Origin of the sequence: Oceanobacter mangrovi (assembly GCF_019740315.1) — a bacterium.
In the GTDB taxonomy this organism is placed as follows: Bacteria; Pseudomonadota; Gammaproteobacteria; order Pseudomonadales; family Oceanobacteraceae; genus Oceanobacter; species Oceanobacter mangrovi.
The window spans coordinates 98,349-123,058 of sequence record NZ_JAHXZR010000013.1 but is presented as its reverse complement, the minus strand read 5'-3'; the positions used below and the strand labels follow the sequence as shown (position 1 = coordinate 123,058).

20 protein-coding genes are annotated in these 24,710 nt (G+C 54.2%); 8 read left to right on the top strand and 12 right to left on the bottom strand.

What is annotated here, in order from left to right:
* Positions 1 to 19 precede the first annotated feature (19 nt).
* Both fliD and K6123_RS21195 read left to right on the top strand, forming a co-directional pair.
* Positions 20 to 3,973 carry a flagellar filament capping protein FliD gene (gene fliD / locus K6123_RS21200; RefSeq protein WP_221801392.1) on the top strand — a complete coding sequence of 1,318 codons (3,954 nt, stop codon included), beginning with the start codon at positions 20 to 22 and terminating at the stop codon, positions 3,971 to 3,973.
* 143 nt (positions 3,974 to 4,116) lie between these two features.
* The gene (locus K6123_RS21195) at positions 4,117 to 4,530 is read left to right on the top strand and encodes an ester cyclase (RefSeq protein WP_221801389.1); all 414 of its coding nucleotides are present in this window, start codon (positions 4,117 to 4,119) and stop codon (positions 4,528 to 4,530) included.
* Positions 4,531 to 4,608: 78 nt separating this feature from the next.
* On the opposite strand, the gene K6123_RS21190 is transcribed toward K6123_RS21195, so the two are convergent.
* The 4 genes from K6123_RS21190 to K6123_RS21175 all read right to left on the bottom strand — a co-directional run bounded on the left by K6123_RS21190 (position 4,609) and on the right by K6123_RS21175 (position 8,844).
* A complete protein-coding gene (locus tag K6123_RS21190) occupies positions 4,609 to 6,111 on the bottom strand; it encodes a tripartite tricarboxylate transporter permease (protein WP_221801388.1) in 1,503 nt (500 codons plus the stop codon).
* A 9-nt stretch (positions 6,112 to 6,120) separates the two neighbouring features.
* Complete coding sequence (locus K6123_RS21185) at positions 6,121 to 6,639, bottom strand: tripartite tricarboxylate transporter TctB family protein (RefSeq protein ID WP_221801386.1); 519 nt, start codon at positions 6,637 to 6,639, stop codon at positions 6,121 to 6,123.
* 102 nt (positions 6,640 to 6,741) lie between these two features.
* Positions 6,742 to 7,740, bottom strand: coding sequence for a Bug family tripartite tricarboxylate transporter substrate binding protein (locus K6123_RS21180; RefSeq protein WP_221801384.1), 999 nt, complete (start codon positions 7,738 to 7,740; stop codon positions 6,742 to 6,744).
* Between the two features lie 27 nt (positions 7,741 to 7,767).
* Positions 7,768 to 8,844, bottom strand: coding sequence for a Gfo/Idh/MocA family protein (locus K6123_RS21175; RefSeq protein WP_221801382.1), 1,077 nt, complete (start codon positions 8,842 to 8,844; stop codon positions 7,768 to 7,770).
* A gap of 126 nt (positions 8,845 to 8,970) precedes the next feature.
* Between K6123_RS21175 and K6123_RS21170 the strand changes: the two genes are divergently transcribed.
* From K6123_RS21170 to K6123_RS21160, 3 genes are all read left to right on the top strand, one after another.
* Entirely contained in the window at positions 8,971 to 9,876 is a 906-nt protein-coding gene (locus K6123_RS21170) for a LysR substrate-binding domain-containing protein (RefSeq protein WP_221801380.1), read from the top strand.
* A gap of 224 nt (positions 9,877 to 10,100) precedes the next feature.
* Positions 10,101 to 10,877 carry a VOC family protein gene (locus K6123_RS21165; RefSeq protein WP_221801378.1) on the top strand — a complete coding sequence of 259 codons (777 nt, stop codon included), beginning with the start codon at positions 10,101 to 10,103 and terminating at the stop codon, positions 10,875 to 10,877.
* Positions 10,874 to 11,707, top strand: a complete 834-nt coding sequence (locus K6123_RS21160) for a sugar phosphate isomerase/epimerase family protein (protein ID WP_221801376.1) — start codon at positions 10,874 to 10,876, stop codon at positions 11,705 to 11,707. Before K6123_RS21165 ends, K6123_RS21160 begins: the two co-directional genes overlap by 4 nt.
* A 111-nt stretch (positions 11,708 to 11,818) precedes the next feature.
* On the opposite strand, the gene K6123_RS21155 is transcribed toward K6123_RS21160, so the two are convergent.
* From K6123_RS21155 to K6123_RS21145, 3 genes are all read right to left on the bottom strand, one after another.
* The gene (locus tag K6123_RS21155) at positions 11,819 to 13,090 is read right to left on the bottom strand and encodes a TRAP transporter large permease (RefSeq protein WP_221801374.1); all 1,272 of its coding nucleotides are present in this window, start codon (positions 13,088 to 13,090) and stop codon (positions 11,819 to 11,821) included.
* Positions 13,091 to 13,096: 6 nt separating this feature from the next.
* A complete protein-coding gene (locus tag K6123_RS21150) occupies positions 13,097 to 13,564 on the bottom strand; it encodes a TRAP transporter small permease (protein ID WP_221801372.1) in 468 nt (155 codons plus the stop codon).
* Between the two features lie 66 nt (positions 13,565 to 13,630).
* Positions 13,631 to 14,641 carry a DctP family TRAP transporter solute-binding subunit gene (locus tag K6123_RS21145; RefSeq protein WP_221801370.1) on the bottom strand — a complete coding sequence of 337 codons (1,011 nt, stop codon included), beginning with the start codon at positions 14,639 to 14,641 and terminating at the stop codon, positions 13,631 to 13,633.
* 482 nt (positions 14,642 to 15,123) lie between these two features.
* Here K6123_RS21145 and K6123_RS21140 point away from each other — a divergent pair, with 482 nt between their 5' ends.
* Entirely contained in the window at positions 15,124 to 15,975 is an 852-nt protein-coding gene (locus K6123_RS21140; RefSeq protein ID WP_221801368.1) for a shikimate dehydrogenase family protein, read from the top strand.
* Positions 15,976 to 16,305: 330 nt separating this feature from the next.
* Positions 16,306 to 17,634 carry a DUF945 family protein gene (locus K6123_RS21135; RefSeq protein WP_221801366.1) on the top strand — a complete coding sequence of 443 codons (1,329 nt, stop codon included), beginning with the start codon at positions 16,306 to 16,308 and terminating at the stop codon, positions 17,632 to 17,634.
* 82 nt (positions 17,635 to 17,716) lie between these two features.
* Here K6123_RS21135 and K6123_RS21130 read toward each other — a convergent pair whose 3' ends face one another.
* Complete coding sequence (locus tag K6123_RS21130) at positions 17,717 to 19,561, bottom strand: bifunctional sugar phosphate isomerase/epimerase/4-hydroxyphenylpyruvate dioxygenase family protein (RefSeq protein WP_221801364.1); 1,845 nt, start codon at positions 19,559 to 19,561, stop codon at positions 17,717 to 17,719.
* Positions 19,562 to 19,874: 313 nt separating this feature from the next.
* Between K6123_RS21130 and pcaQ the strand changes: the two genes are divergently transcribed.
* The gene (pcaQ, locus tag K6123_RS21125) at positions 19,875 to 20,837 is read left to right on the top strand and encodes a pca operon transcription factor PcaQ (RefSeq protein ID WP_221801362.1); all 963 of its coding nucleotides are present in this window, start codon (positions 19,875 to 19,877) and stop codon (positions 20,835 to 20,837) included.
* 252 nt (positions 20,838 to 21,089) lie between these two features.
* Here the strand turns inward: pcaQ and K6123_RS21120 are convergent, their stop codons facing one another.
* The 4 genes from K6123_RS21120 to K6123_RS21105 all read right to left on the bottom strand — a co-directional run bounded on the left by K6123_RS21120 (position 21,090) and on the right by K6123_RS21105 (position 24,527).
* Positions 21,090 to 21,755 (bottom strand): GntR family transcriptional regulator, encoded by a 666-nt coding sequence (locus tag K6123_RS21120; protein ID WP_221801361.1) that lies wholly within the window; start codon positions 21,753 to 21,755, stop codon positions 21,090 to 21,092.
* 218 nt (positions 21,756 to 21,973) lie between these two features.
* A complete protein-coding gene (aroQ, locus tag K6123_RS21115; RefSeq protein WP_221801360.1) occupies positions 21,974 to 22,399 on the bottom strand; it encodes a type II 3-dehydroquinate dehydratase in 426 nt (141 codons plus the stop codon).
* 158 nt (positions 22,400 to 22,557) lie between these two features.
* Positions 22,558 to 23,553 (bottom strand): AEC family transporter, encoded by a 996-nt coding sequence (locus K6123_RS21110; RefSeq protein WP_221801359.1) that lies wholly within the window; start codon positions 23,551 to 23,553, stop codon positions 22,558 to 22,560.
* A 29-nt stretch (positions 23,554 to 23,582) separates the two neighbouring features.
* Entirely contained in the window at positions 23,583 to 24,527 is a 945-nt protein-coding gene (locus K6123_RS21105) for an AEC family transporter (RefSeq protein WP_221801358.1), read from the bottom strand.
* Between the last annotated feature and the right edge of the window lie 183 nt (positions 24,528 to 24,710).

The following is a 24,710-nucleotide window of genomic DNA, read 5'->3' as shown; positions in this document are numbered from 1 at the left end:
TTCCGGCCTGGAGTTAATCATGGCAACCATCGAATCACTGGGGCTTGGCTCAGGTGTACTGACCTCGGATCTGGTCGAAAGCATTATTGGCGCTGAACGTGAAGCGGCTGATTTGCGTCTGGATGCCGAAGCTGAGCTGGTTGAGGCCCGTATTACTGCCTATGGCGAAGTCAAATCGCTGTTGTCTTCCATTGACTCGGCGGTGAGTGCTCTGGCGAGTCCGTCGGAAGCAGCGTCGACCATTGCCAGTTCCTCCAACGAAAGCATTCTGACCGCGACGACCTCCAGTTCGGCGACACCGGGCACCTACACCGTCGAAGTTCAGGCCACTGCCAAGGCGCATTCTCTGGCCAGTGACAGTTATGCCAGCGCCCAGGAAATTGTGGGTACTGGCAAGCTGGTATTTACCTTTGGCACCAATACCTATGACGTTGATGGCAACCTGACCGGCCAGGAAGTAAACCCGGATATCGCTGGTGCCACCATCACGATTGACGACTCCAACCACACCCTCAGCGGTATTCGAGACGCGATTAACTCCGGTAAATTTGGCGTGACCGCCTCAATCGTTAACGATGGTCAGGGCTATCGCTTGCTGATCACCTCGGATGACACCGGTGAAGAGCAGGCGATGCGGATTCAGGCGCTCGACAGCAATGGCAACGAGCTGACTGATGGTCTGGCGGCGCTGGCCTATAACCCAACCCAGTTGGCCTACAGCGGTATTGAAGAAACCAGTGCCGGTTCGGACGCCTTGCTGGTGGTGAACGGCCTGACGATTACCCGCAGCAGCAACGACGTGAATGAGGTGATCAACGGCGTTACGCTGAACCTCAAAAGCGCCGACGTGGGGACTTCAGTCACCATTACGGTTGAGCCGGATGTTGAAACCCTGTCGGATAATATCCAGGCGTTTGTGGACGCCTACAACAGCTTCAAGGCTTTTACCGACGAAGTCACTGCCTACAATGCCACCGAATCCACCGGCGGTATTCTGCTGGGTGACTCGACCCTGCGCAGTATTCAATCGCAGATCCGTTCGCTGATCAGCCAACCTATTACTGGCTTGTCGGGCACGTCCTACCGCTCGTTGACCGAGCTGGGCGTCAACACCGACCAAAACAATGGCTATCTGCTGACCTTTGACACATCAGCGTTTAAAACCGCGCTGACTGAATCGCGCAGCTCTGTCGTGGGAATTCTGGCCAAAACCGGTACCACCACCGATAGCCAGATCACTTATGTGAACGATTCGATCAATACCAAGCCAGGCACCTACGATGTGGTCGTAACCCAGCTGGCGACCCAGGCGATTTATGAGGGCGGCAGCGTGGCCGGGCTGGATTTCAGCTCACCGGTCGTGATCGACGACACCAACGACCAGTTCACCATTAACGTCAACGGTACAACGTCGCGTGTAACGCTGACCAAGGGTAGTTACAGCAGCGCAGACGACCTTTCCCGGGAGCTGGCGCTGCAGATCAACAGTTCCGACAACATTGCCAACAAGGGCTATTCGGTATCGGTGGAGTACGATGAAACCCAGTCGTCCTTCAACATTATTTCCAACACCTACGGCTCCTCGTCGAAGGTGTATTTCACCAGTGTGGATGAAAACACTGCCAATACCCTCGGCTTTAATACGCTCAACTCGGGTACCTACAAAGGCGTTGAATTAACCACGCTGGACGCCTCTGCGTTTAATGGTCGTGGTGCCAGCACGCTGGCGGGAACCCGTTCAGTCGCAGAAAGTGCCGGTATCAACTTCGCCAGCAACAATGCCACGTTCTCGCTGTCGGTTGACGGTGCGGCGGCGGTGGACGTCACTGTGAGTCAGAGCGCGTCCGGTAACGACCTCAACGGCGACGGTATTTTTGGTGACCGCCAGGACACCCTGCAGGCGATTCAGACGGCGATCGACAGTACTGCGTTGTCTGGCCAGGTCACGGCTTCGTTTGATGACAGTGGCTATCTGATTTTCACCACTACCGGCACCGGCGCCAGCAAGTCGATTGAAATTACCGCTGCGGGTTCCAGTACTGCCGACGTGCTGCTGGGGCTGGATGCCACGGATGGTGCACAAACCAATGGTAAGGACGCGGGGCTGACCTTTGGCTCTGACGTGTCGTTTCGGGTTCAGGTGGATGGTACATCAGGCGATTCGCTGGTGACCTTGCCAGCCGGTACCTACGCCACCGGTAACGATCTGGCAGCGCAGTTGCAGGCTAGCTTGCAGGCCAGTATTGATGCCGACGCCAACCTGGCACCGAAGGTGGAAGGGGCGGAAACCACGACCGGTTCCCGCGACATCAGCTCGCTGATTGATTTTGGCACCACCAATGCCGGTTTTACTCTGAACGTTTCCGGCGACGAGCAGGAAATCATTATCAACAGCTCGACCGGTGACAACCTGGCGGATATCCAGAGTGCCATTGATGCTGCCTATGGCAGTGGCGTGGTGACGGCCAGTCTGGATGGCACCGGCCTCAAGCTGACCACCGTGGCCACGGGGCACGAAGAATATATTGAAGTCGCAGCTGACGGCCGTGGTGCCTACACCTCGTCGTTTGGCGACATCACTACCGGTATTGATTTCACTGGTGACAACGCCAGTTTCACCCTCACCGTGGGAGGCACCGCCATCGACGTGACGGTGGATGGTGACGGTACCGCAGGCACTAACGATGCCGATTCCAACCTGTCTGTGATTCAGCTGGCGCTGGATGAAGCGCTGGTGGCTTCGGGTAATTTCTCTGCCGGTGATGTGGTTGCGAAGGTTGATGACCTTGGCCAGCTGTATTTTGAAACTGTCAGCCAGCATGGCATCAAGAATGCTGCGACGCTGGGTTCCAACGCCAGTATTGAAGTATCCAATCTGGCTGGCAGTGCCGCTACCACGCTGGGCATGAGTGCTGAAGTATCCAGCAATGGTTACGACGGTCTGGGTCTGACCACGTCAGAGCGGGATTATGGTTATGACCTCAATGTTGAGGTGGCCTACAACTACAATGCTGATGACGACAAGGGCTCGTTTAACATCACCATTGGCGGCCAGAGCACCCGGGTTGGTTTTACCGATCTCGATTCGACCGCCATTTCCTACCTGGGCTTGCAGGACGTCAGCCTGTATTCCGAAGAGATTCCGACCGGCCAGGACGTTGCCGGTACCATTAATGGTGTGACCGCGACCGGGAACGGCCAGTACCTGCGTGCCGTGGACGGTAACGTGGCTGCCAAGCCGGGTTATTACCTCGGTGGAGAAGCAGCCGATTTCTCCAGCAGCGTGGTACTGGATGCCGATAACAGCACCTTCAGTATCAATATTGATGGTGTTGAAGCTGAGGTGCAGCTGAATTATCCGGCGACCTACATCAGTGGCGGGGCGCTGGCCAGCGCGCTCGAAACGGCTATAAACAACACTTCGGCGTTCAAGTCTGAAAACATTTCGGTGAGTGTCGATTTCTCAACCGACGCTACCTCATTTGCCTACAACAAGTTCGGCATTATTTCGAATACCACCGGCAGTGACTCAGTGGTGGAAATTACCTCCGTTAGTGCCGAAGCAGCGTCGATCTTTGGTTTCGTCAAAGGCATCGGCGATGGGGAACGGGGTTCTGATGCGGTAGGGCAGGTTGATGATGCTTCGGGCTTGCGTCTTAAAATTACCGGTGGCTCTGTCGGTGATCGTGGCACAGTGACTTATGTATCCGGCTTTGGTGACCAACTGGCGGATTTAATGGAGTCCTTGTTGTCTGGTAGTGACAGTGTGATCAACACCAAATTGAACTCATTAACTGACCAGCAAACGGCTATAGAACAAGAGAAAGAAGATCTGGATGATCGGATGACGGCTCAGGAGGCGCGGCTGAAATCGCAGTTTTCCTATAATGACGCCATTATCCAGACACTTAACACCACGCTGGACTATGTGAAGCAGCAATTTGAGGTGCTGAACGCGGCGAAAAATAACTGATTAATTGACCGCTGACAGGTTATTACAGACCGGTTATCCGGAATTATTGAACCAGATCACGAATCCTTCGGCTTCCGATAGCTGGTGTAATTAGTTGTAACTAGAATCACTGCCGAATAAATAAACAACCCATGGAAATGGCAATGGCTAGTGAACAGAAGCTTTTGATAGCGCAGTTTATCCACAATGCCTGGGGGAAAGGTCGATTCAACATTGTGCGGCAAATGGTGAGTAGGGACTTCCTGTTTCACGCATCCGAGTCCATGCAATCCCGGGAATTTGATGATTTTGCCAAGGAAGTAGAATACCTCCATTCCGCCATCACAGATTTCGATCTGGCGATCGAAGACATCATGGTCGAGGGTGACCGTGGTATCAGTGTGATGACCATATGTGGCACGTTCAATAAGCCGGTATTCGGATTTCAGCCAAATAACAAACTGGTTGGTATTACCTGTGCGATTACCTGGACATTGCAACGCGGCAAGGTTCGCCATATCAACATGATGGTCGATATCGCCCATCTGCAACGCCAGCTGACGGTGGCTGTTGCCTGATTCAAGCCAGCACCTGATCCAGATTTATAAACAAAAACGCCCCGACTTATCGGGGCGTTTTTGTTACTGCAGCAGCTCTCAGGAACGAATCAGACGTGGCTTCAGCCAGCGAGTCCAGATCGGTGTCTGGGAAATAAATACCAGACAGATAATGCAGAACAGCGTGACCGACAGCGGGCTGGCAAACAGATTGACGAACAGTGAATCGATTTCACCGCGTTCCGACATGATCGCCCGCCGCCAGTTTTCATCAATCAGACGGCTGAGGATCACGCCCAGAATCACCGGGCCAACCTGATAGCCGTAGAGCTTCATAAAATATCCCAATACCCCGAATCCGAGCATCCACCAGATATCCGCAATCGAGTTGTTAATGGCGTAGGCACCAACAATGGATAGCAGGAAAATCAGCGGAATCAGAATGCCTTTGGGCATTTCGACGATTTTGGTAAACAGCTTGATACCGGTCAGGCCAAAAATCAGCACAAAGATATTCGCCAGCGTCAGGTTGCCAACGGTAAACCAGAACATTTCCGGCTTTTCAGTGAGCAGCATGGGGCCAGGGTTCAGGCCATGAATAAACAGCGCGCCAATAAAAACGGCGGTCACGGCATCACCGGGAATACCCAGCGTCAGCATCGGAATATAGGCACCACCAACGGCAGCGTTATTGGCTGCTTCCGGAGCAATCAAACCTTCCCTGGCGCCTTTGCCAAACGGCACTTCAGGATTGCGGGTTGAGCGTTTGGCCTGGTCGTAAGCCATCAACGCGGCAATGTCGCCGCCAGTGCCGGGCAGGGAACCAACGACCACGCCAATTGAGGAGCTTTGTAACGACAGTGGCAGGTATTTTTTGATGTCCTTCCAGGACGGGATGATCTTGTCGACCTTCTGTTTGACGGCGGTTTTATCCAGATGGTGCAGCTGATTGAGGGCTTCGGCGATACCAAACATACCGATCATGACCGCCACCGGGTTGATACCGTTCCACAGCTCCACCACACCAAAGGTGAAGCGTTCTTCCGCAGTCATCGGATCAAGTCCAACGGTACCGATCAGAATGCCCAGAGCACCGGCAAAAATCCCTTTGGAAAGGCTCTCACCGGATAGCGAACCAACCAGCAAAATACCCAGCAGACCCAGCATCAGGTAGTCTCGCGGCTGGAATTTGATGGCAAATTCACTGACGGTCGGGGCAGCTACCGCCAGCACGATAATGCCGACAAAACCACCGATAACCGACATCACCGTCGACAGGCCAATAGCCTGACCGGCTTCACCGCGTTGCGCCATCGGGTAACCATCCAGCGCGGTGGCAATGGCCGATGGAGCACCGGGAATATTCAGCAAAATGGCGGTACGGGAGCCGCCGTATACACCACCCATGTAAATTCCCACCATCAGGCAGAGGGCGTTATTGACGTCCCAGGAGAAGGTGAAGGAAATCAGGATCGAAACCGCCATGGTGACGGATAGGCCGGGAATTGCGCCGACATAAATGCCGAGGAAGGTTCCCAGCGCAGTGAGCGCCAGTAATTCGGGGTGAATCCACGAGCTGGCAAAATAACTTAAGGCTTCCATGGATCTGTCTCACTCCAGCCAGGCAGTAATGGCAGACAGCATATCCTGTTCAGGAATAATGCCCTCTGGCAGCACGACAACAAAAATAATCCGGAACACCAGATACACCAGTACCAGCGCTACTGCCGCAATCAGCAAGGATTTGCCAATGCCCCGGCGATGCAGTAACTGAATGCTGCCAAACAGGAACAGGAAGGCGGTGATAATAAACCCAACGGTGTCCAGCATGATGGCGAACAGGAAAATCACCGCGATCATCAGGGCAACGGTTAATGGCAGGACGTGCTGAAAAAACTCATGCCATTCACCGTCATGGGAAGGGCGGCGGAAATCGTCGACCAGAGCAATCACACAGCTGATTACCATTAAACCGGAAGCTGCCAAAGGCAAGACACCCGCTGAACTGAGAGAGGAAAATCCGGCAATTTTCCAGGATTGCCAGAACAGCAACAGGCTCAATGCCAACATCAGGAAACCAAACAGGGTTTCACCAGGTTTTTTCGGGATGGTCATAATGTCGACAGACATTGGTAACCCCTTGTTATTGATAAGCGGATTCTGGCCATCCCACAACCCTGGTTGTGGGATGGCCGATCGAACACCAGCGCGGGGCGCTGGCCGTGGGCTGTATTATTGCGGGCGTTTGATACCGAACTTGTCCGGAGACTGTTTGGCGAAGCCGGCATCATAGACCAGCCAGGAAGAAACGGATCGGTAGCTTTCCAGGAAGGTTTTGGCCGTGTCACCGGAGATACCCATCACAGTGTAGCCACGCTGTGCCATCAGTGCCTTGAAGTCGTCGGTTTGAGCGCCGGCGTTGAAAGCATCAGACAGTTTGCTGACGATATTGGCCGGTGTGCCTGCCTTGACGAATACACCAAAGAATGGGCCCCATGGCAGCATGGACTTCAGGCCAGGCAGGGTCTCTGTGATCGGGGTAACGTTGGGCAGCAGTGGATTGGCGTCAACATCAATCAGACCAATCACCTTCATGCGACCAGCTTTCACGTGTTCAATCGCGGCCCCCAGCACCGCTGGCATGATGTCAATGGCACCGCCTTGCAGAGCGGTCAGTGCCGGGCCATCACCATCATAGGGAATGGTGGTGGTATCCAGCTTGACCTGCGACTGCAGCATCGACATCACAATCGACGCCATACCGCCCTGACCGGTGGAACCAGCCTTCACCTTGCCCGGGTTGGCCTTAACGTAATCAATCAATTCCTGCATGTTGTTGTAGGGCGCATCGTTGCTGGCCACCATGATCGGAGTGCCACGGGCGAGGATGCTGATTGGAATCATGTCGCTGTAATCAATGGGCGCCAGCCCCAGCACTTTGTACATCTGCGGGTTTTCGGCGCCCATCAACAAGGTGTAACCATCGGCCTTGCGAGTGAAAACGTATTTGGTCGCGATGGCGCCGACACCGCCGGTTTTGTTGGTCATGATCACATCAGCACCCAGCAGCTTTTCGACGTGCGGGGTGACGGAACGCATAACGGTATCGGTTGAACCGCCCGCGCCCCACATAATGACACCCTGAATATCCTTGGTCGGATACTCTGCGGCGTTGGCCTGGCCTGCAATCAGGCTCAGGGCAGCAAGGGTTGTTGCCAAAAACTTCTTCATGTTGTGCTCCGATTATTCTTGTCGTTGTTAAAGAGTATCAGTTAAGACTGGCAGATCGTGAGTAACAGGCAAATGCAGGGCTGGATATTTGCCCGCCATGGCCTGAAAAATCTGTTTCGCCAATTCCAGCTGCTGAATAAATTCTGCCACCGAACGAGACTCTGGCTGGCGCCGGCACAGCAGCAGATAAAAATGCTCAAGTTGCGCACTCAGGCAGTCCGTGCCGGATGGACGGTTGTTGGCGTGGATATTGGGTTGCCCGATCGGCAAGTGACACCTGAAGGCTGTTCCGTTTGTGTGCAGCTGCAGCGTGCCGGTGTTGGTGTGGAAGCTGAAATCGGCGAATTCAGTCAGACCATCATCGTCCGGATCGCTGGCCGGGGTGCCGGTCAGGTTACTGATCAGGGCGCTGCTGTTGAGGCGGAATCGCCCCTGTATACCGTTGGCAAATTCGAGCTCAATGGTTGGGCTGTATGGCCCATTGGCTGGCCGTACACCGTCAGGAACCGCTGCAATTTTATGGATGTCTCCGGCGACAGCTTGCAGTATCCAGAGCTGCGGCAGCAGGCTGATCAAGGACTCATCATCAGTCAGCCAGGTGTTTGGGTTGTGTTTAGCGGCCCAAAACGGCAGTGGTTGGCGACGAATATTCAGTATGCCTTCAATTGACATAAGCTGGCCGGCTGTTGGATCGGCGAGTTGTTGCCGGAATGCTTGCAGTCGGTCGTTGTATTGCAGTGGCTTGGCCATCAGGCAAATGGATGGCAGGCAATCTAACGCATGTTGTAATTCGCGGGCGGCATCGAGTGAACTGACCAGCGGGGCCGAGAGCATCACCGGGACCCGCGCAACGATACAGAAAATCGCCTGTTGCAGATGCTGTTCCGTGGCGGAACAGACAATCACCGCATCGGGCTTATCGCTGTTCAACAATTCATTGAGGCTCGGGAACCAGGCAACCTGCAGATGACAGGCCAATACCAGCGCGGGCTTTGATGGCTCAACGATGGCCGCCAGTTCACAATGAGGATGGCGAATGATGCGCTCAATGTACTGATGGGCGCTTGGGCTATTACCGACCACGGCAATTCGGAATTTGTTCATACCTGTCATAGTTATATTTTGAGTGCAGGAAGACTGGGGAAGGATGCTATCTCATGATTAAATGAATAATAATTAGCGAAACATTTGAATTATTTGTAACTAATAATGAAGAATCGATGGGATTTGATGGATCTCACAGTGTTCTGCTGTGTGGTTCGTAATGGCAGTTTTTCGCGGGCCGCGACGGAACTGGGCTATTCCGCCGCCTACATCAGCAAACGCATCTCAGATCTGGAGCTGAAGCTGAGTACCCGGCTGTTCAATCGCACCACCCGCACCATCCAGATCACCCGTGAGGGCAGTGTTGCGCACAGCTGGGCAGAAAAAATTCTGGAGTCGGCTGATGCGCTGGAAAAGGAAGTGACCAGCAGCCAGGAGTTGCCGACCGGGTCATTGCGAATTGCCACCAGTCTGAGGTTGGGACGTGAGCACGTAGCGCCGATTCTGTCTGAACTGGTGCGGGAATATCCCAGCCTTGATGTCTGGCTGGAACTGGTTGACCACCGGGTGGACCTGCTCGAAGAAGGCATTGATATCGATATTCGTAACGGCACAGTGGGAGAGCCTCATGTGGTTTCCCAGCTGGTACAGGAATCCAGCCGGGTACTGGTTGCAGCACCGGAATACCTGCAGCGGCGCGGCGAGCCCAAATCCATCTGGGAACTGACCCAGCACGATTGTCTGCTCTACAAACATGGTGATATTGGCCATGGTTCCTGGCGTTTGCAGGGGCCGAATGGTACCGAGACCGTGCGGGTCGACAGCCGCAGCACCCGTTCGCACCACAGTGACATAGTCAAAAACTGGGCGGTGGCGGGGCATGGCATCATTCTGTTGGCGGAATGGGACGTAGTGGAGCTGATTCGACAGGGCAAAATGGTGCGGGTATTGCCGGAATATCGTCAGCAGGCAGATATCTGGGCAGTCACGCCAATGCGCTCATCGAATTCCGTACGGATGAAAACCTGTGTTGATTACCTGATTCGCAACCTCCAGCAGGGGCCTTATGCGGTAGAGCGGCTGGATCAATAATAAGCGGTTGTAATCTGTGGTTTTATATCGAAAAACATAATCAAAAAACCCGGAAATTCATACGAATTCAAAAAAACTTATTGTTATTCAATGTGTTAGGGATATTTGTCAAAATCACGGTGGCGCTTTGAAAATATCCCCGGGAAGCTCGATTACGTCGCTGGGCGGAATCTGCCGATTGGATTACACTGAAAGCTGATTTCTTATCTTGGAGAAGTTGATCAGTGACTGATGAACTGTACCCCACCGCTGTCCGTGCCCTTGGACTCGAGTATATCGAATTGTCTGCGCCTGATACTGCGGCGCTGGAGCAGGAACTTGTCCGGCTGGGATTTGCAGCCATTGCCCGCCACCGTCACAAACCCGTGATGTTGTACCGTCAGGGGGATATCAACCTGATTGTGAATGAATCACCGTCTGGTACGCCAAAAGATCTGGCGCGTCAGTATGGCGTCACCGTCTGTGCCCTTGGGGTGCTGGTGGACGATGCCCAGACCGCGTTCCAGACCCTGCAGGCGAAAGGTGCCTGGCCGTCTGAAACCAGCGCTGGAGCGATGGAGCTGAACATTCCGGCGATCGAAGGCATTGGTGGTTCCCAACTGTTCCTGATTGACCGCAAGCCTAACCGGCCAACCATTTACGACGTCGATTTTCAGCCGTTGCCGCAGCATGCCTTGCCTGCCAGCTATCTGGGTTCGGTCTCACAGCTGACCATGAAAGTGGTCGACGGTCGTCAGCAGGAATGGCGCGACTTCTTTGTGCAGCTGTTTGGTTTTGAATTGCAGGACGATGGTTCGCTGGTGTCTGAAGAAGGCCACTGCAAACTGGCGATTGCGGCTGACACCCTGGCGGCTGACGACAACGTTGGTGCTGAACATTTCTGCGGTATTACTTTCGCTGGTGCCGAGGTTCCGGCTGGGGTGCAAGTCGATGCCAGCGGCCGTTTGTTACTCGACAGCCAGTACAGCTCGTTGAGCTTCTATTGGGAGTCCGACAAGTGAGTAATGCTGTGGTACTGGGCCTTGGCGGTTTGCCGGGCCAGTTCGCCGATCGTTTGCTGGCTATCAAGGCCGCCGGATTTGATGGTATCGAACTGGATGCCCATGATCTGGCCAAATCCAGTACCAGCATCCGTGATGGCGTTGAGCTGATCAAACGCAGTGGCCTGCGGGTGTCGGCCTATAAGGAGTTACGCGACTTTACTGGCCATATTGGTCATGTACTGGGTTATCGCATGGAGCTGGCGAAAACCAACCTCGACATGATGGCAGAGCTGGGTTGCAAGCTGCTGATCGTTAACCCGTCTGCGTTTAACAAAACCAGCCATGTGGCCGACCTGGTGATCCAGTTGCAGGCGCTGGCCACGCTGGCGATGAAACGCGGTATCCGGATTGGCTACCGGCCGTTACCCTGGTCCGATCATGCCTACGATCTGGCGTCTGCCTGGAAGCTGATTGAACAGGCGGGCAATGCCAACCTCGGGCTGGTGGTGGACAGCTTTCAGGATCTCACCGAGCTGGACATCAGCAAGGTCTTTCAGCAGCTGCCTGCGGAAAAAGTCTTTCTGCTGCGGGTATCCGACTTCAAGATGAGCTCGCTGCACATTCTGGAAGACAAGATCGAAGTCGATGGTCATCAGCGTTTCCTGCCGGGCGCAGGTAACCTCACCAGTGATCTGGCTGGGTTGCTGCATCAATGTCGTGATGCCGGTTACCGGGGGGATGTGGTGCTCAGCGTTAATGACGAATCCTATCGGCACAAGGGGCTGGCCCAGACCATGGGGCTGGCTGCCGATGCCCGTGAGTGGGTCGTGCGGCAGTTGAGTGTTTGAGTCTGCAGCGCTCAGTTATCAAATCCCGCCCATAAAAAAACCGCCTGCTGGCGGTTTTTTTATGGGGCTTGTTTCACCGCCCAGAGCGGCGAAACAGAGTCTCAGCGGGCCTTAGTAACCGAACATCTTCGGCAGGAAGGTCACGGTTTGCGGGATAAAGGTGATAATCGCCAGTACCGCCAGCTCAACCAGGAACATCGGCATAATGCGACGGGAAATCGCGCCCATGCCAACATTGGCAACCGAGTTGGAGACGAACAGACAGATGCCCATCGGTGGCGTGATCAGGCCAATCATCAGGTTGAAGATCACCACAATACCAAAGTGGGTCGGATCAATACCCAGCGTCATGGCAATCGGGTGCAGGATCGGCAGCAGGATCAGCATCGCCGCAATACCTTCCAGGAACAGGCCCACGATCAGCAGGATACCGTTCACCATCAGCAGGAACACCCATGGAGAGGTGATTGAAGACAGCACGCTTTCACTGATGGTCTGTGGAATCTGCGAGAAGGTCAGCAGCCAGTTAGCCGCAGCAACGACCGCGATAATCAGCAGGATCACAGAAGAATCACGCATGGCGCGGCTGAAGATGCCTGGCAACATGCTGAACTTGAGGCTCTTCAGGACAAACATACCGGCAACCAGTGCATAACCTGCCGCCAGTGCGGCCGCTTCAGTCGGCGTCACGATACCGGTCAGGATTGAGCCAACAATAAATACTGGCATCAGCAGTGGTACCCAGGCTTCACTGAACGCCTTGACACGTTCCTTCATGCTCAACTTTGGATGCTGTTCGGCATAGTGTGCAGCGGTCATGCGGACATAGATCGACAGGCCAATGGCCAGCAGGATGCCAGGCGCAACACCCGCCAGGAACAAACCCGGTACGGAAACGCCCGTAGTGATCAGGGCATAGATGATGACCGGAATTGACGGTGGGATCATCGGGCCGATCACGGAGGATGCAGCAGTCAGCGCCGCCGCGAAATCACGCGGGTAGCCTTCTTTTTCCATGGTCGGAATAAACACCCGGCCCAGTGCCGAGGTATCCGCTACGGCAGAACCGGACAGTCCGGCAAAAATCACCGAGGCCCAGATGTTCACCTGCGCCAGGCCGGCTTTCATATGGCCAACCAGCGCGTTGGCAAACTTGATGATACGGCCGGTAATACCGGATTCGTTCATCAGCTCACCGGCCAGTACGAACAGCGGAATCGCCAGAATGGCGAAGGAATCAACGCCAGAGAATACCCGTTGGGCAACCAGCGAAATCTTGAACGGGGTTTCAAAACCGACGTAACCAACCACTGCCAGCAGAATGGCAAACGCCAGTGGGGCACCAATGACCAGCAGGCCGATCAGAATAGCAAATGCGATCATGGCGAATTATTCCCCTTGTTCCGGGTGGGTGAAGTGACGAACGATCTTGATCAGCGCGGCCAGTGTCAGGGTGGCTCCACCCACAACCATGGCGCTCTGGAAGTAATACATTGGCAGTCCGGTGCCGGTGGCAATCAGCGCGCCACGTTTCATCATGAACAGATAGCCAGACCAGCTCAGGATCGCCCCGCTGACCAGCGCAATGCCATCGTGAGTCAGATAGATCCAGCGGTGATGAACCTTGGGAGTCAGGCTTTCCAGCAGTGTGAAGCGAATATGGCTGTTATTCAGATAACACAGCGTCATGCCAAACATGGCGCCATAAATCATGGCGTACTTGGCAACTTCCTCACTCCACTGAATCGGCATGTTGAACAGGTAGCGAGACAAGCTGGCAACCAGCACAACCGCAAATACAGCGAACAGCGACAGACCTGTCATAAACGACAGCAATCGGGTGTAGATGGAAAACATGGGTGGGTACCGGACTGAGTAAAAAAAATGCACCGCGGTACGGTGCATTCTTTTCAGGGGTGGATATTACTTGCTGGCAGCAGCATCAACGGCATTTTGGGCACGTTCGATCCAGCTTGGATCAATCTGCTTGGACAGCCATTCAACAACCGCAGGCTGAGCTGCAGCGCGGAACATATCCAACTGGGCTGCAGTTGGAGTTGTGATGGTCATGCCTTTGGCTGCCAGAGCAGTCAGACCTTCAGCAGAGTTGATTTGCTGAATGGCACGGCCAGTCAGTGCAGCGACCTTGGCGGCACGGGCGATAATCGCCTGGTCTTCGGCGGGCAGATCGCTGTAGATCTCGTCGTTGATCAGGAAGAAGTCGGCACCGTACACGTGACCATCCAGGGTCAGGTACTTCTGCATTTCATAAAACTTGTTGGCGTAAATAACGGAAACCGGGTTTTCCTGACCGTCAACAACACCGGTAGTCAGTGCTGCTGGTACTTCTGGCCAGGCGATTGGTGTTGGTTCACCGCCCATGGACTTGACCATCTCAACGTACAGCGGGTTGGTCATCACACGGATTTTCAGGCCATCCAGATCTTTTGGTTCAGCAACCGCACGTTTGGAGTTGGTGAAGTTACGGAAACCGGTTTCACCGTACGCCAGGGTACGCAGACCAGTGGTTTTCAGACACTGTTCACCCAGCGCTTTACCAAAGTCGCCGTCCAGTACGGACCAGGCAACCGGTGCGGATGGGAACAGGTATGGAATTTCCAGCACACCGGCTTCAGGACAAACACGGGCATAGGCACCGGAAACCATGGTCATGGTCAGGGTACCGTCCTGGGCAGACTGGATAGCGTCAGTTTCACCGCCCAGCTGGCCAGATGGGTAGACGTTCACTTTCAGGCGACCAGCAGATTCAGCTTCAACCAGTTCTTTGAAAACCTTGGCGGCGGCACCTTTTTTGGAGGTGTGCCAGTCAACCGGGTCAACGTGTGCCAGAGTCAGGGTAGTGGCTGCATAGGCCGGGATAGATGCTGCGGCAGCGATTACGCCAGCGAGCAGGGCTTTGGTCATGGATTTCATAGTCACTTCTCCGATCGGGGTCTGTCTGGACACCCTGGTTATTGTTATTCAGCTGCAATCGGCAGTTCGCGTATTGCTTGTGCGAATTTATCAGACCGGCGGCTGCTCAAGTGGGCCGTCGGCCAGTTTAACCCTGAGTTCCTGCAAAGGGCAGGTAAAAATATAGGGTATTTTTAAAAGCGAGGGACACTCTGAATTAGCAAGGATGATTTTAAAAGTGAGAGTTTGTTGAAGATGTATGCCGATTTGGCATGCATGACGGTGTGTCAGATATTTCTGTGGTCGATCAATGCCGAGCTATATAGCTGGCGTCAGGGCCACCAGGAATGGTGGTCTTGCTTGCGGTTTTGGAATGGATCACCACTGCAAAATTCATCCAGCAGCGTTCGGCGCTGGTGTATCGTCGTGCGGTTTTCGTGCCTCGGCGGGTTTCTTTACAAACCGCCCTGTAAGCCGCGCTGGAAGTTCTGGAGAATAATCACATGGTCAAACTCGGTCTGATCGGCATTTCAATTTCGCAATCGCGGGCACCGTCCCTGCATATGACTCTGGGTGAGATGTTTGGCATCCCGGTGAACTACCAGCTGTGCGAGCCGGAAAATGACTCGGCGGAAGCTTTTGCGGCCATGTTGCAGCGCCTGCGTGACGAAGGTTATGCCGGTACCAACGTGACCTTTCCGTTTAAGACCCTGGCCGTTGGTTATGCCGACGAGCTGAATGACTCGGTTCGCAAGATGGGCGCAACCAATACCCTGCGTATGCAGAATGGTGTACAGGCTTTCAATACCGATTACACCGGTTTTGTGCGCGGTTACCAGAGCCGTTTTGGTAATGCCGCTGCTGGCAAGGTACTGATGATCGGTGCTGGTGGTGTTGGTCGTGCGGTTGCCTTTGGCCTGTTTGATCTGGGTGCCACCGAATTGCTGGTGTGTGACCTCAACCCGGCCAGTGCCGAGTCGCTGGTGAGCACGCTGGTGGCTGCTGGCTATAACGCCAAAGTGGTGCCGTTCGCAGAGATGGAAGAGGCTTCCCGTGGCGTTGACGGCCTGATCAACTGTACCCCGGTTGGTCATAACAAAACCCCGGGCATTCCGCTGAAAGCCGACTGTATTGGTGGTCAGCGCTGGGCGTTTGATGCGGTATACACGCCGATGGACACGGAATTCCTGGTTGAATGTCACAGCAAGGATGTACAGATCGTGTCCGGCTATGATTTGTTCTTCTACCAGGGCGTTGATGCCTTTGAAATCTTCACTGGTCACAAGGTCGAAGACGACCGTGCGGCGCTGGATTATTTCTCGAAAAAATACAACATCACCTCAGCCCTGTTCTGAGTGATGCCGGCGGCTCGTTGATCCGGCGGGCCGCTGGTCTTTCTTGCCTGGGGTCTGGGTCTGGTTTGGACGTCGGCTGAGCCGCCCCTGATAATTGTTGGGCATGGCCCAGACTGCCATAGTGTTCCCGTCTCCCGTACCTGCGCGGCCCGCTCCTCTCCCGTCTCCCGAAAAATTGATCCATCGCTGTGATTTCGTGGATTGATCGGCTGTGTCTGGCGGGGAACTTCTGTAAAGTTTTGTCCCGGATTCCGGCTATCATGCCGAATCAACAGGAAGCTCCGGGCTTACATCGGAGCAGACTCAGTCCTAATAACAAAGGGAATTGTGATGAAAGCAATCTATGCAGGTATCGCCCTGGCATCCTTGTCTCTGGCTGGCGTTGGCTATGCCCAATATGCCGTCAAGGAAGCTGTCAGTACGGAGCTGGATCAGCAACTGACTTCGGCTGCACTCAGCAAGCAACTCGGTCACCCGGTGCAGGTACAGGTCGAAAGTCGTCATGACGGCTGGATGACCAGTGTTGGTCGTACCCTGATTCATGCTGATCTCAGTCCAGCGGCAGTGGATATGGTGGTGGACTACCAGATCCGCCACTCTGTGCTGCAGGGGGTACAGTACGAAGCCTCGGTGGTGCAGTTGTTGGTCGGTAGCCAGGCCAGTGAAATGCTGTCAATCAACACGGAAGTATTTTCGAATCAGCCAATCCGGATCATCGGCAAGGCGGAACTGGATGGTGGCAGTGGCCAGATTCTGATTCCGGCAATTCGCCGTGACCTGCCGCTCGAAGGTGATGAGCTGACCCCGGAAAATACTCTCACAGTGGATATTCCGGCTTACCCGGTCGACTTTGCCATGAGTGGTTATGAGCAAAACCGGCTTGAAGGTGAGACGCACATCAGTGCCAGTATTCCAACCATTCGGGTAACCACGGCGGACAGTGGCGTTGAAGTATCGGCGCTGGATTATCAGCAGAACTACAAGGGTTCTGCGGGGTCACTGGACAGCGATCAAACGATTCGAATCAAGCACCTGAAAAGCCTTTCCAGCAAGCCTCTCGAGCAGTTGGAGATGAGTGGGCTGGAAATTGGCGCTGACGTCGCTATTGCCAAAACCTTCGATTATCAGTTTTCCGTCAAGCTGGCAGAGGCTGTCAGCCCGATGGGCGCAATCAGTGGACTGGATATTCACAGCAGCATGGGAGGGCTGGATGGCAAGGTATTGCGTGAGTTTATCCAACAGTTGATGGATGTCAGCAGCAGTAGCAGTGATCCGGCGGTGATGTTGCCGATGATCATGAGTTTTGCGCAGCAACGGGCAGATGAGTTGCTGGCGCCAGGTCCGGTGATCGAAGCCAAAACCCGCCTTGATATGAATGGCTCACAGTTTGTGGACATCAAGGGCAAGCTGAAACTGGAAACCAGCAAATTGCCACAAGACTATTTTAGCCAGTTGGCAGCCAGTGGTGGTGATCCGATGGCGATGATGATGCTGACCTCCGTGATTAATGCGGAAGTTGATGCCGAACTCAGTCCGATGGCTGCCATGCTGGCGTCGCAGGCGCATCCGATGGTGGCTGAAATCGCCCAAACCGGCGAACCGATTGCCTTCCGTATGAGTGATGGGGTGGCGACCCTGAATGGTCAGCCGCTGATGTAAGGCAGCCGGGCTGATTCAGGCAAACAAAAAAAGGCCGCCCATTGGGCGGCCAAACATTGCCGATAATCGACAATCAGAGTGATCAGGCAGAAGCGGCGCGGGCCTGCGCCGCCAGACGGATAAAGGCGTTGGCTTCACCATAGCGGTCGTAGTTGCCACAGCGCTGCAAGACTTCGAAGAACATGCCGTTTTGTTCACGGGTGTAGAAGTGGAAAAACTCACCCTGGTCGTTACGGTCGTACAAAATATGATTGGCCTTCAGGCGCTCAATCAATTCATCTGACAGCTGGAAGCGGGCTTCCAGATCACGGTAATAGTTGGCTGGAATATCCAGTCGTAACTCATCCGGCACGGCTGCTGCGGCGGCAAAAATATCCTCACAGGCAAACGCCAGCTGCTGTACACCGGAACCACGGGTCTGGTCGAGGAAACGCTGCGCGGAGGCTGCCCGCGCGGTGGTCATGTTCAATGGAATACGGATCTTGCGGTTCGGACTAACGGCCGTACGGCTAACGACCAGGCCGTGCAGATCGGGCAGGTCCTGACTGGCTTCAACCGAGAAATCAAACAGGCTCTTGTAGAAGAAACCGGCTGACAGGAAGTCAACACTGGCAACGGTTTGGCCAATATGGTCGATTCGGCTCAGGCCAGGGCTGCTGGCGGCCGGACTTGCCGGTTCAACAATGGGTTCGAAGTCGAGTTCGAAAAAGCGTACCGGTTTACGATCAACAAAATACACCAGGCTGTCGCCAACACCACGAATCGCCGGAATATTCAGCTCGCCAGGGCCGGTCTGGTTGGTGAAGCGGGGACAACGGAACAGTTCGGCCCGTTGCATCACTTTTTTCATTGCCGGGGTGCTGAAGGCCAGTGCGCAGACCGACACACCGTGATCTTCAAAGTGCTTGTGAGCCTGACTTTGCGGCTCACGGTTAAGCACCAGGTTAATGTCACCTTGACGCATCAATGTGACCTGCTTGGACTTGTGCTGATGGGTTTCGCTAAAGCCCAGCTGTTGCAGGAAGGCGACCATCTGCTCGCCGGTTTCACCAGCGACGGCAAATTCAACGAATTCGACGTCATCAATGATGTTTTCTGCTGCGGTTTCGACTGGCAGTTCGCTCTGGCGGTCAAGCCAGATCAGTGAGCGCATACCATCGACGGCTTTTTCTACCGGTGATGATGCCCGGAAGTCGTCGTTGAAAATCTCATGAGAGACATAGTCGTCGAAGCCCTTGGCTTTCAGACAACGCATAAAGTCGACCATCGGGAATTCGCCCTGACCGGGGAAACAACGATAGTGGCGGCTGTATTGCAACACTTCCATTTTCATCAGTGGCGCATCCGCAACCTGTACCAGCGCGATTTTCTCCGGCGTGATTTCCCGCTCCAACGTGTCCAGTGTGCAGCCGCGGGAGAACATATGGAAGGTATCGAGGCCAATGCCAAGATTCGGGTGGGCAACTTTTTTGACGATTTCCCAGGCATCGTCGTAGTCAGCAATATATTTACCCCAGGCCAGTGCTTCATAGGCGAGGCTGACGCCAGCGTCTTTGGCGATTTCGGCAAAGTCGTGTAACTGGGCGGCAGTCAGCTCGGGGTCATCAATGGCAAAGTCCGGCACGACACTGCAAACCAGCAGACGGCTGGTGCCGAGCTCGTGCATCACTTCGAATTTTTTTGCCATTCGGTAGAGCGACTGCTGGTGCATGGCGGCTGGTACACCACCGCCATCGCGGAACGGTTGAAATGCCAGAATATGCAGGCCGAGATCGTCACACATCTTGCGCACATCGCGGGCTGTGCCCGGATATTGGGTGAAATCATTTTCAAAAATTTCAACGGCGTCGAATCCGGCCCTGGCGGCAGCCTGGAGCTTTTGTTCCAGCGTGCCTGAGATCGAAACAGTTGCCAGAGAAGTTTTCATGAAGATTCCTCAATCGTGCTGATGCATCCGCTCGGGATGGGGTTAGCCAGGGTCGCATACGCTAAGTCTGAACCGGCAATGACGAAAATGAAAAACTCGGCGTTATCCATGCCGTTTTGCTATGACCAGCGGATCAGGCGACTGCAATTACAAGTTTGGCTGTCAGATGTAACAAGTCAGGGCCGTCCGGTTAGATCTGGCCCGATACATTCCACTTTCAGGCATTTCTTATATTGCTTTTGAGCTGGTAATTGTATAAAACACCCTCTCAAACAAAAAATATCCTATATTTTTATAATTAGAGGGTAGTTCAATGATGGAAAACAGGATCAAGTACCGCCATTTGCAGTGCTTTCTGGAGGTTTCTCGTCAGGGAAGTGTGGGCCGTGCAGCGGATGTATTGGCTCTGACGCAACCAGCCGTATCAAAGAAGCTGAAAGAACTGGAAGACATGCTTGGCGTACGCCTGTTGGAACGCAGTAAAAAAGGCGTTGAACTTACCCAGTATGGCGAAGTGTTTATCAAGTTTGCCGGTACCAGCGTGGCTGCGCTGCGTGAAGGTGCCAGCAGCGTCGCCAATGCCAAACAAAAAGGCCGTGCCCGTCTGTCGATTGGGGTGCTGCCAACTGTAGCCGCTTGCCTGATGCCAAAAGTGGTGCAGAAATTCCGTCAGTCAGATCTTGATGTGACTCTCAACATTGTTTCGGCCCAGAACACCTTGTTGCTGAGCCAGCTGCGTGTGGGTGAGCTGGATCTGGTGATTGGTCGTCTGGGGGAGCCGGATCAGGTTACCGGACTGACCTTTGAACACCTGTATTCCGAACGGGTTAGTTTTGTTGTACGTCCAGATCATCCTTTGCTCGGCAAGGATTTTGACCCGCAGGATATTGTGAACTATCCAGTGCTTTACCCGCCGCAGGGTTCAATCATCTTTAATGCGGTGGAAAGCTACCTGGTAACGCTGGGCATTGGCTCGGTGCCAGATCGTATCGAAACCATTTCCGATCCGTTCGGCAAGGAATACACCCGTCGTTCGGATGCGGTATGGATTGTGTCGCGCGGTGTGGTAATGCGTGAACTCGATAGTGGAGAGTTGGTAGAACTGCCACTGAAAGGTCAGGAAACCCTTGGCCCGGTTGGTTTGACCACTCGCTCCGATCGTTTGCCATCCTTGCAGTTGCGACTGTTGATGGAAGCGGCACGGGAAAGTGCTCAGGAAATTATCAGTGGCGTTGACGCTGCTGATGTGGTGTTTCCGGAACGCATGGTGAGTTGATTTTTTGCCGTCTCTGACCCGGGTCGGAGTCGGCGCTCTTATTGGACTGACGCTCGGTCTGACTTGGGCCGCTCAGGTAGCCATTGGCTGTCTGAGCGGCTTTTTTATTGGCTGAGGTTCAGGCGTGGATGGTTACAGCAGCACTGTTCATAGCGGCGCTTTTTACAGGGGTACTGTTCATAACGGCACTTTTCACAAGGGCACTTTTTATAGAGGGACTTTTCACAAGGGCGCTTTTTATAGAGGGACTTTTCACAAAGGCACTTGGGCACCCTTGCCGATGTGCTCGCGCAGGCAGGCTTCGGCTTTTTCAAATTCGTCGTTAAGCAGGCTGTCCAGCAGGCTCTGGTGTTCATCAACAACGCTTTGGCCACGGAACGGACGCTTCTTCAGTGCCAGTACCTGATAGCGCATAAACAGTTCCAGCACGCTGCTGTGGTAGCGAATCAGTTGATTGGACCCGCAGTTGGAAACAATTGCCATGTGGAATTCACGATCGGCCTTTTCCCATTCGGCCGTGTGACCGGATTCATCGGCCATCATGCCTTTTTGGGCGACGGTCAGGCGATAGTGAGCGCTGATCAGCCGTGACTTCCATTCAATCAGGTTTTTGGTATTGGCCATCGACTTGCTCAAACCCAATAACTCCAGGGTTGAACGTAATTCGATCAGTTCTTCAAAGTCGCGCAGTGAAACGGCGTTAACCCGAAAGCCTTTCTGGTCTTCGAACAGCACAAAGCCCTCGGATACCAGTCGCATCAGGGTTTCACGGAGGGTATTTACACTGACGCCATAGCGCTTTTGCAGGCCATTAAGCTTGAGTTTCTCACCAGGAGGCAGGTTGCCATTGACGATATCAAAACGGATGGTTTCGTAGGCCGTTTGACCGACCAGTTTTTTTTCTTCTGTTGTATTCATATTGTGCGAGCGGCACGCACCCGGTGCTGATTGATGATAGCTTGCAGACGGTTCGGCAATTGCGATTGGCGCAAACAGCCATATTCTCCTGATGCTATCACTAACTCCGCATTGCTAGCCATTCCATTACGGAGTTAGTGGTTATCAGACTGGCATACAAACAAACCGGACAACGACTGGCACCAATCATCAGAGTTGCCCGGTTGCTGGCTGGCATATCAGGCGAAGTATTCCAGTGCGACCTGGTAACCCAGAGTACCCATGCCGGCAATGACGGCCTCGGCACGCAGTGAAACGTAGGAGTGATGGCGGAAGGCTTCACGCTTGTGGACGTTGGAAATATGCACTTCTACCACCGGTGCTTCGAAAGCGTTGAGTGCGTCCAGAATCGCCACTGACGTGTGGGTGTAGGCCGCCGGGTTAATGATAATGCCCTGGGCCTTTTCACGCGCTTCATGGATCTTGTCGATGATGGCGCCTTCGTGGTTGCTCTGGAAAAACTCGATTTCCAGGCCCAGGCTGGCGGCGCGCGCACGAACTTTTTGCTCAACGTCAGCGAGGGTTTCGGAGCCGTAAATCTCTGGCTGGCGCTTGCCCAGCAGGTTGAGGTTAGGGCCGTTCAGTACGTAAATGGTTTTGCTCATTATCTGTGTTCCATAGCGCTGGCCGAAACAGCCGGGGGCGCTCTAATGCAATGAAAAAATCCCGCCCAGTGTAGCGGAATCCGGTTGTATCTCGCAGTCCGATTCGCACTCTATCCATAACCGCCGGGCATGTATTGTCAGGAGTCAGAGCTCAGGTGTCAGGGCTGCAGAAACAGGGTTGGTAAAATCGACGCACCTTGCTGGACAAAATGAGTCGCATCAAATAACCAGAACGCCAGCGAGATGGTAAAGAAGGAGACGATTGTCGCCACCAATAAGGTCGCTGCAGCAGTGCCGTCGTAATTATATTGGGCGGCCAGGATCGGATAGATACTCAGCATGGGAGAACAGGCCATAGCGACAGCTGCGACCTGCAACTGCGGGTCGAACGGCGGCAGAATCATCAGCATCAGAATCATGATCAAGGGATGCAGGACCAGCTTGCCAACGGTCGGGATAATGATTTCCCACCAGGAACTGCCCAGCCCGCGTAACGACAGTCCTGCCAGCTTGCCTCCGATGGTAAACAACGCAATGGCTCCCGACGCTCCGGCCGCCATTTCAACCGCCTTGAATACCGGCGCCGGAATTGGCAACTGTAGAAACGAGGCCAGCAAGCCCGCCACAATCGACAGACTGATCGGACTTTTCGCCAGCAGCGCCATGGTTTTGCCAACCGACTCCCGAATCGGGCGGTTACGGTGCTGGCTCCATTCGGACAGTGCCAGCCCGAGGGGGATGATCAACACGTTTTCGATGATCATGCAGAGTGCCAGTGCTACCGCAGTAATCGGTCCAAGCAACGCCAGCACCAGCGGAAAACCAATAAAGCCGCTGTTACAGCAGCTCGACGCCATGGCATTCAGCACACTGGTCACCAGTGGCTGCTTGCGGACGTTGTGGCAGAACCACAGGACGGCAACAAACAGCAACAACGAACCAAAGCCATAGGCCAGCAGAAAGACGGGGTTGATGACTTCACTGAAGTTGCGCTGCGACAGCGAATAAAAAATCAGCGCCGGCAGCGCGACGGACGTCACCAGTCGACCCAGCGTTGGCATTTCGCTGGCCTTGATAACGCCACGGCGGACAATCAGGAAACCTGTCGCAATCAGCAGAAAGATCGGGGTAGTGACTGCCAATACAGCCAGCATGATTCAGGCTCCTTGATGTTTGAAAGCGCCTAGCCGAGCACCAGCGTCAGCACGATGGTCAGTGTTACAAATGAGCTGATGGTGGTGGCCACCAGGCTGCTGGCGCAGAATTTTCCGAGGCCGTAGTTGCTGCCGATGATAGGGAAAATCGCTGCCATCGGCAGTGCCGCATAAACAATCACAATGTCTTGCAGGGTTGGGTTGAACGGTGGCCACACCATCAACACCAACACCACCATCAAGGGGTGAATCAGCAGTTTGGTGACGGACACCAGGCTGACGTCGCGAATGTTGCCGCGAATCGGGTTACCAACCAGCGAGCCGCCAATGACCAGCAGGGCAATACCGCCCGCCGCATTGCCCAGCACCGTCAGGGTACGTACCGCAACCGCTGGCAATTCGAGTCCTGACAGCGATACCAGCACACCACAGGTAATGGCAATGATAACCGGGTTGGTTGCTACCCGTTTGGAGATGCCGCCAAGTAAATGAATGAGTCGTGAAGAGGTGGCTTCCGCGCGCCGTTTACCCAGTTCCGCCATGATTAATATAGACGGCAGAATGACGATATTTTCAACCATCACCGCAAATGCAAAGGTGTGGCCCCATTCTTCACCGAAGGCCTGTACCACAATCGGGTAACCAATAAAGATACTGTTGGGCAAGGAGACTCCCATGGCTTTCACCGCAGCATCAGACAGCGGTTGTTTCAGTGCACCCTTGAAAACCAGCAGTGCAACCAGCTGTGCTAGCAACGCACCAACGGCATAAACGCCGAGGAAATCCCACGCCAGCACCTTGCTGAAATCCAGTTGGGCGACGGTCTTGAAGGTTAACGCCGGGATCAGGCAGAACAGCACCAGTTTCGACAACAACGGCAGCATCGGTTGTGGCAGAAAGTCTCGCCGGGCGAGGAAATAGCCGAGCCCGATAATCGCAAAAATCGGCGTAATAACAGAAAGTATGGCGAACATGCGGTGTCCTTGCTGTGTCTGGAAAACGATTTGTTGTTGTTATTTCCAGCCCATCACAACGGTTGGGCATCAGGTAAACAGCGGCAGACGCTACCACTGCTCTGTCTGCAGGGGAATTTCAAACAGTGAAACGCTGAATTCATTTGTCGCCCGGTGGCCGGTTCTGCATCCGTTGGGCAGGCA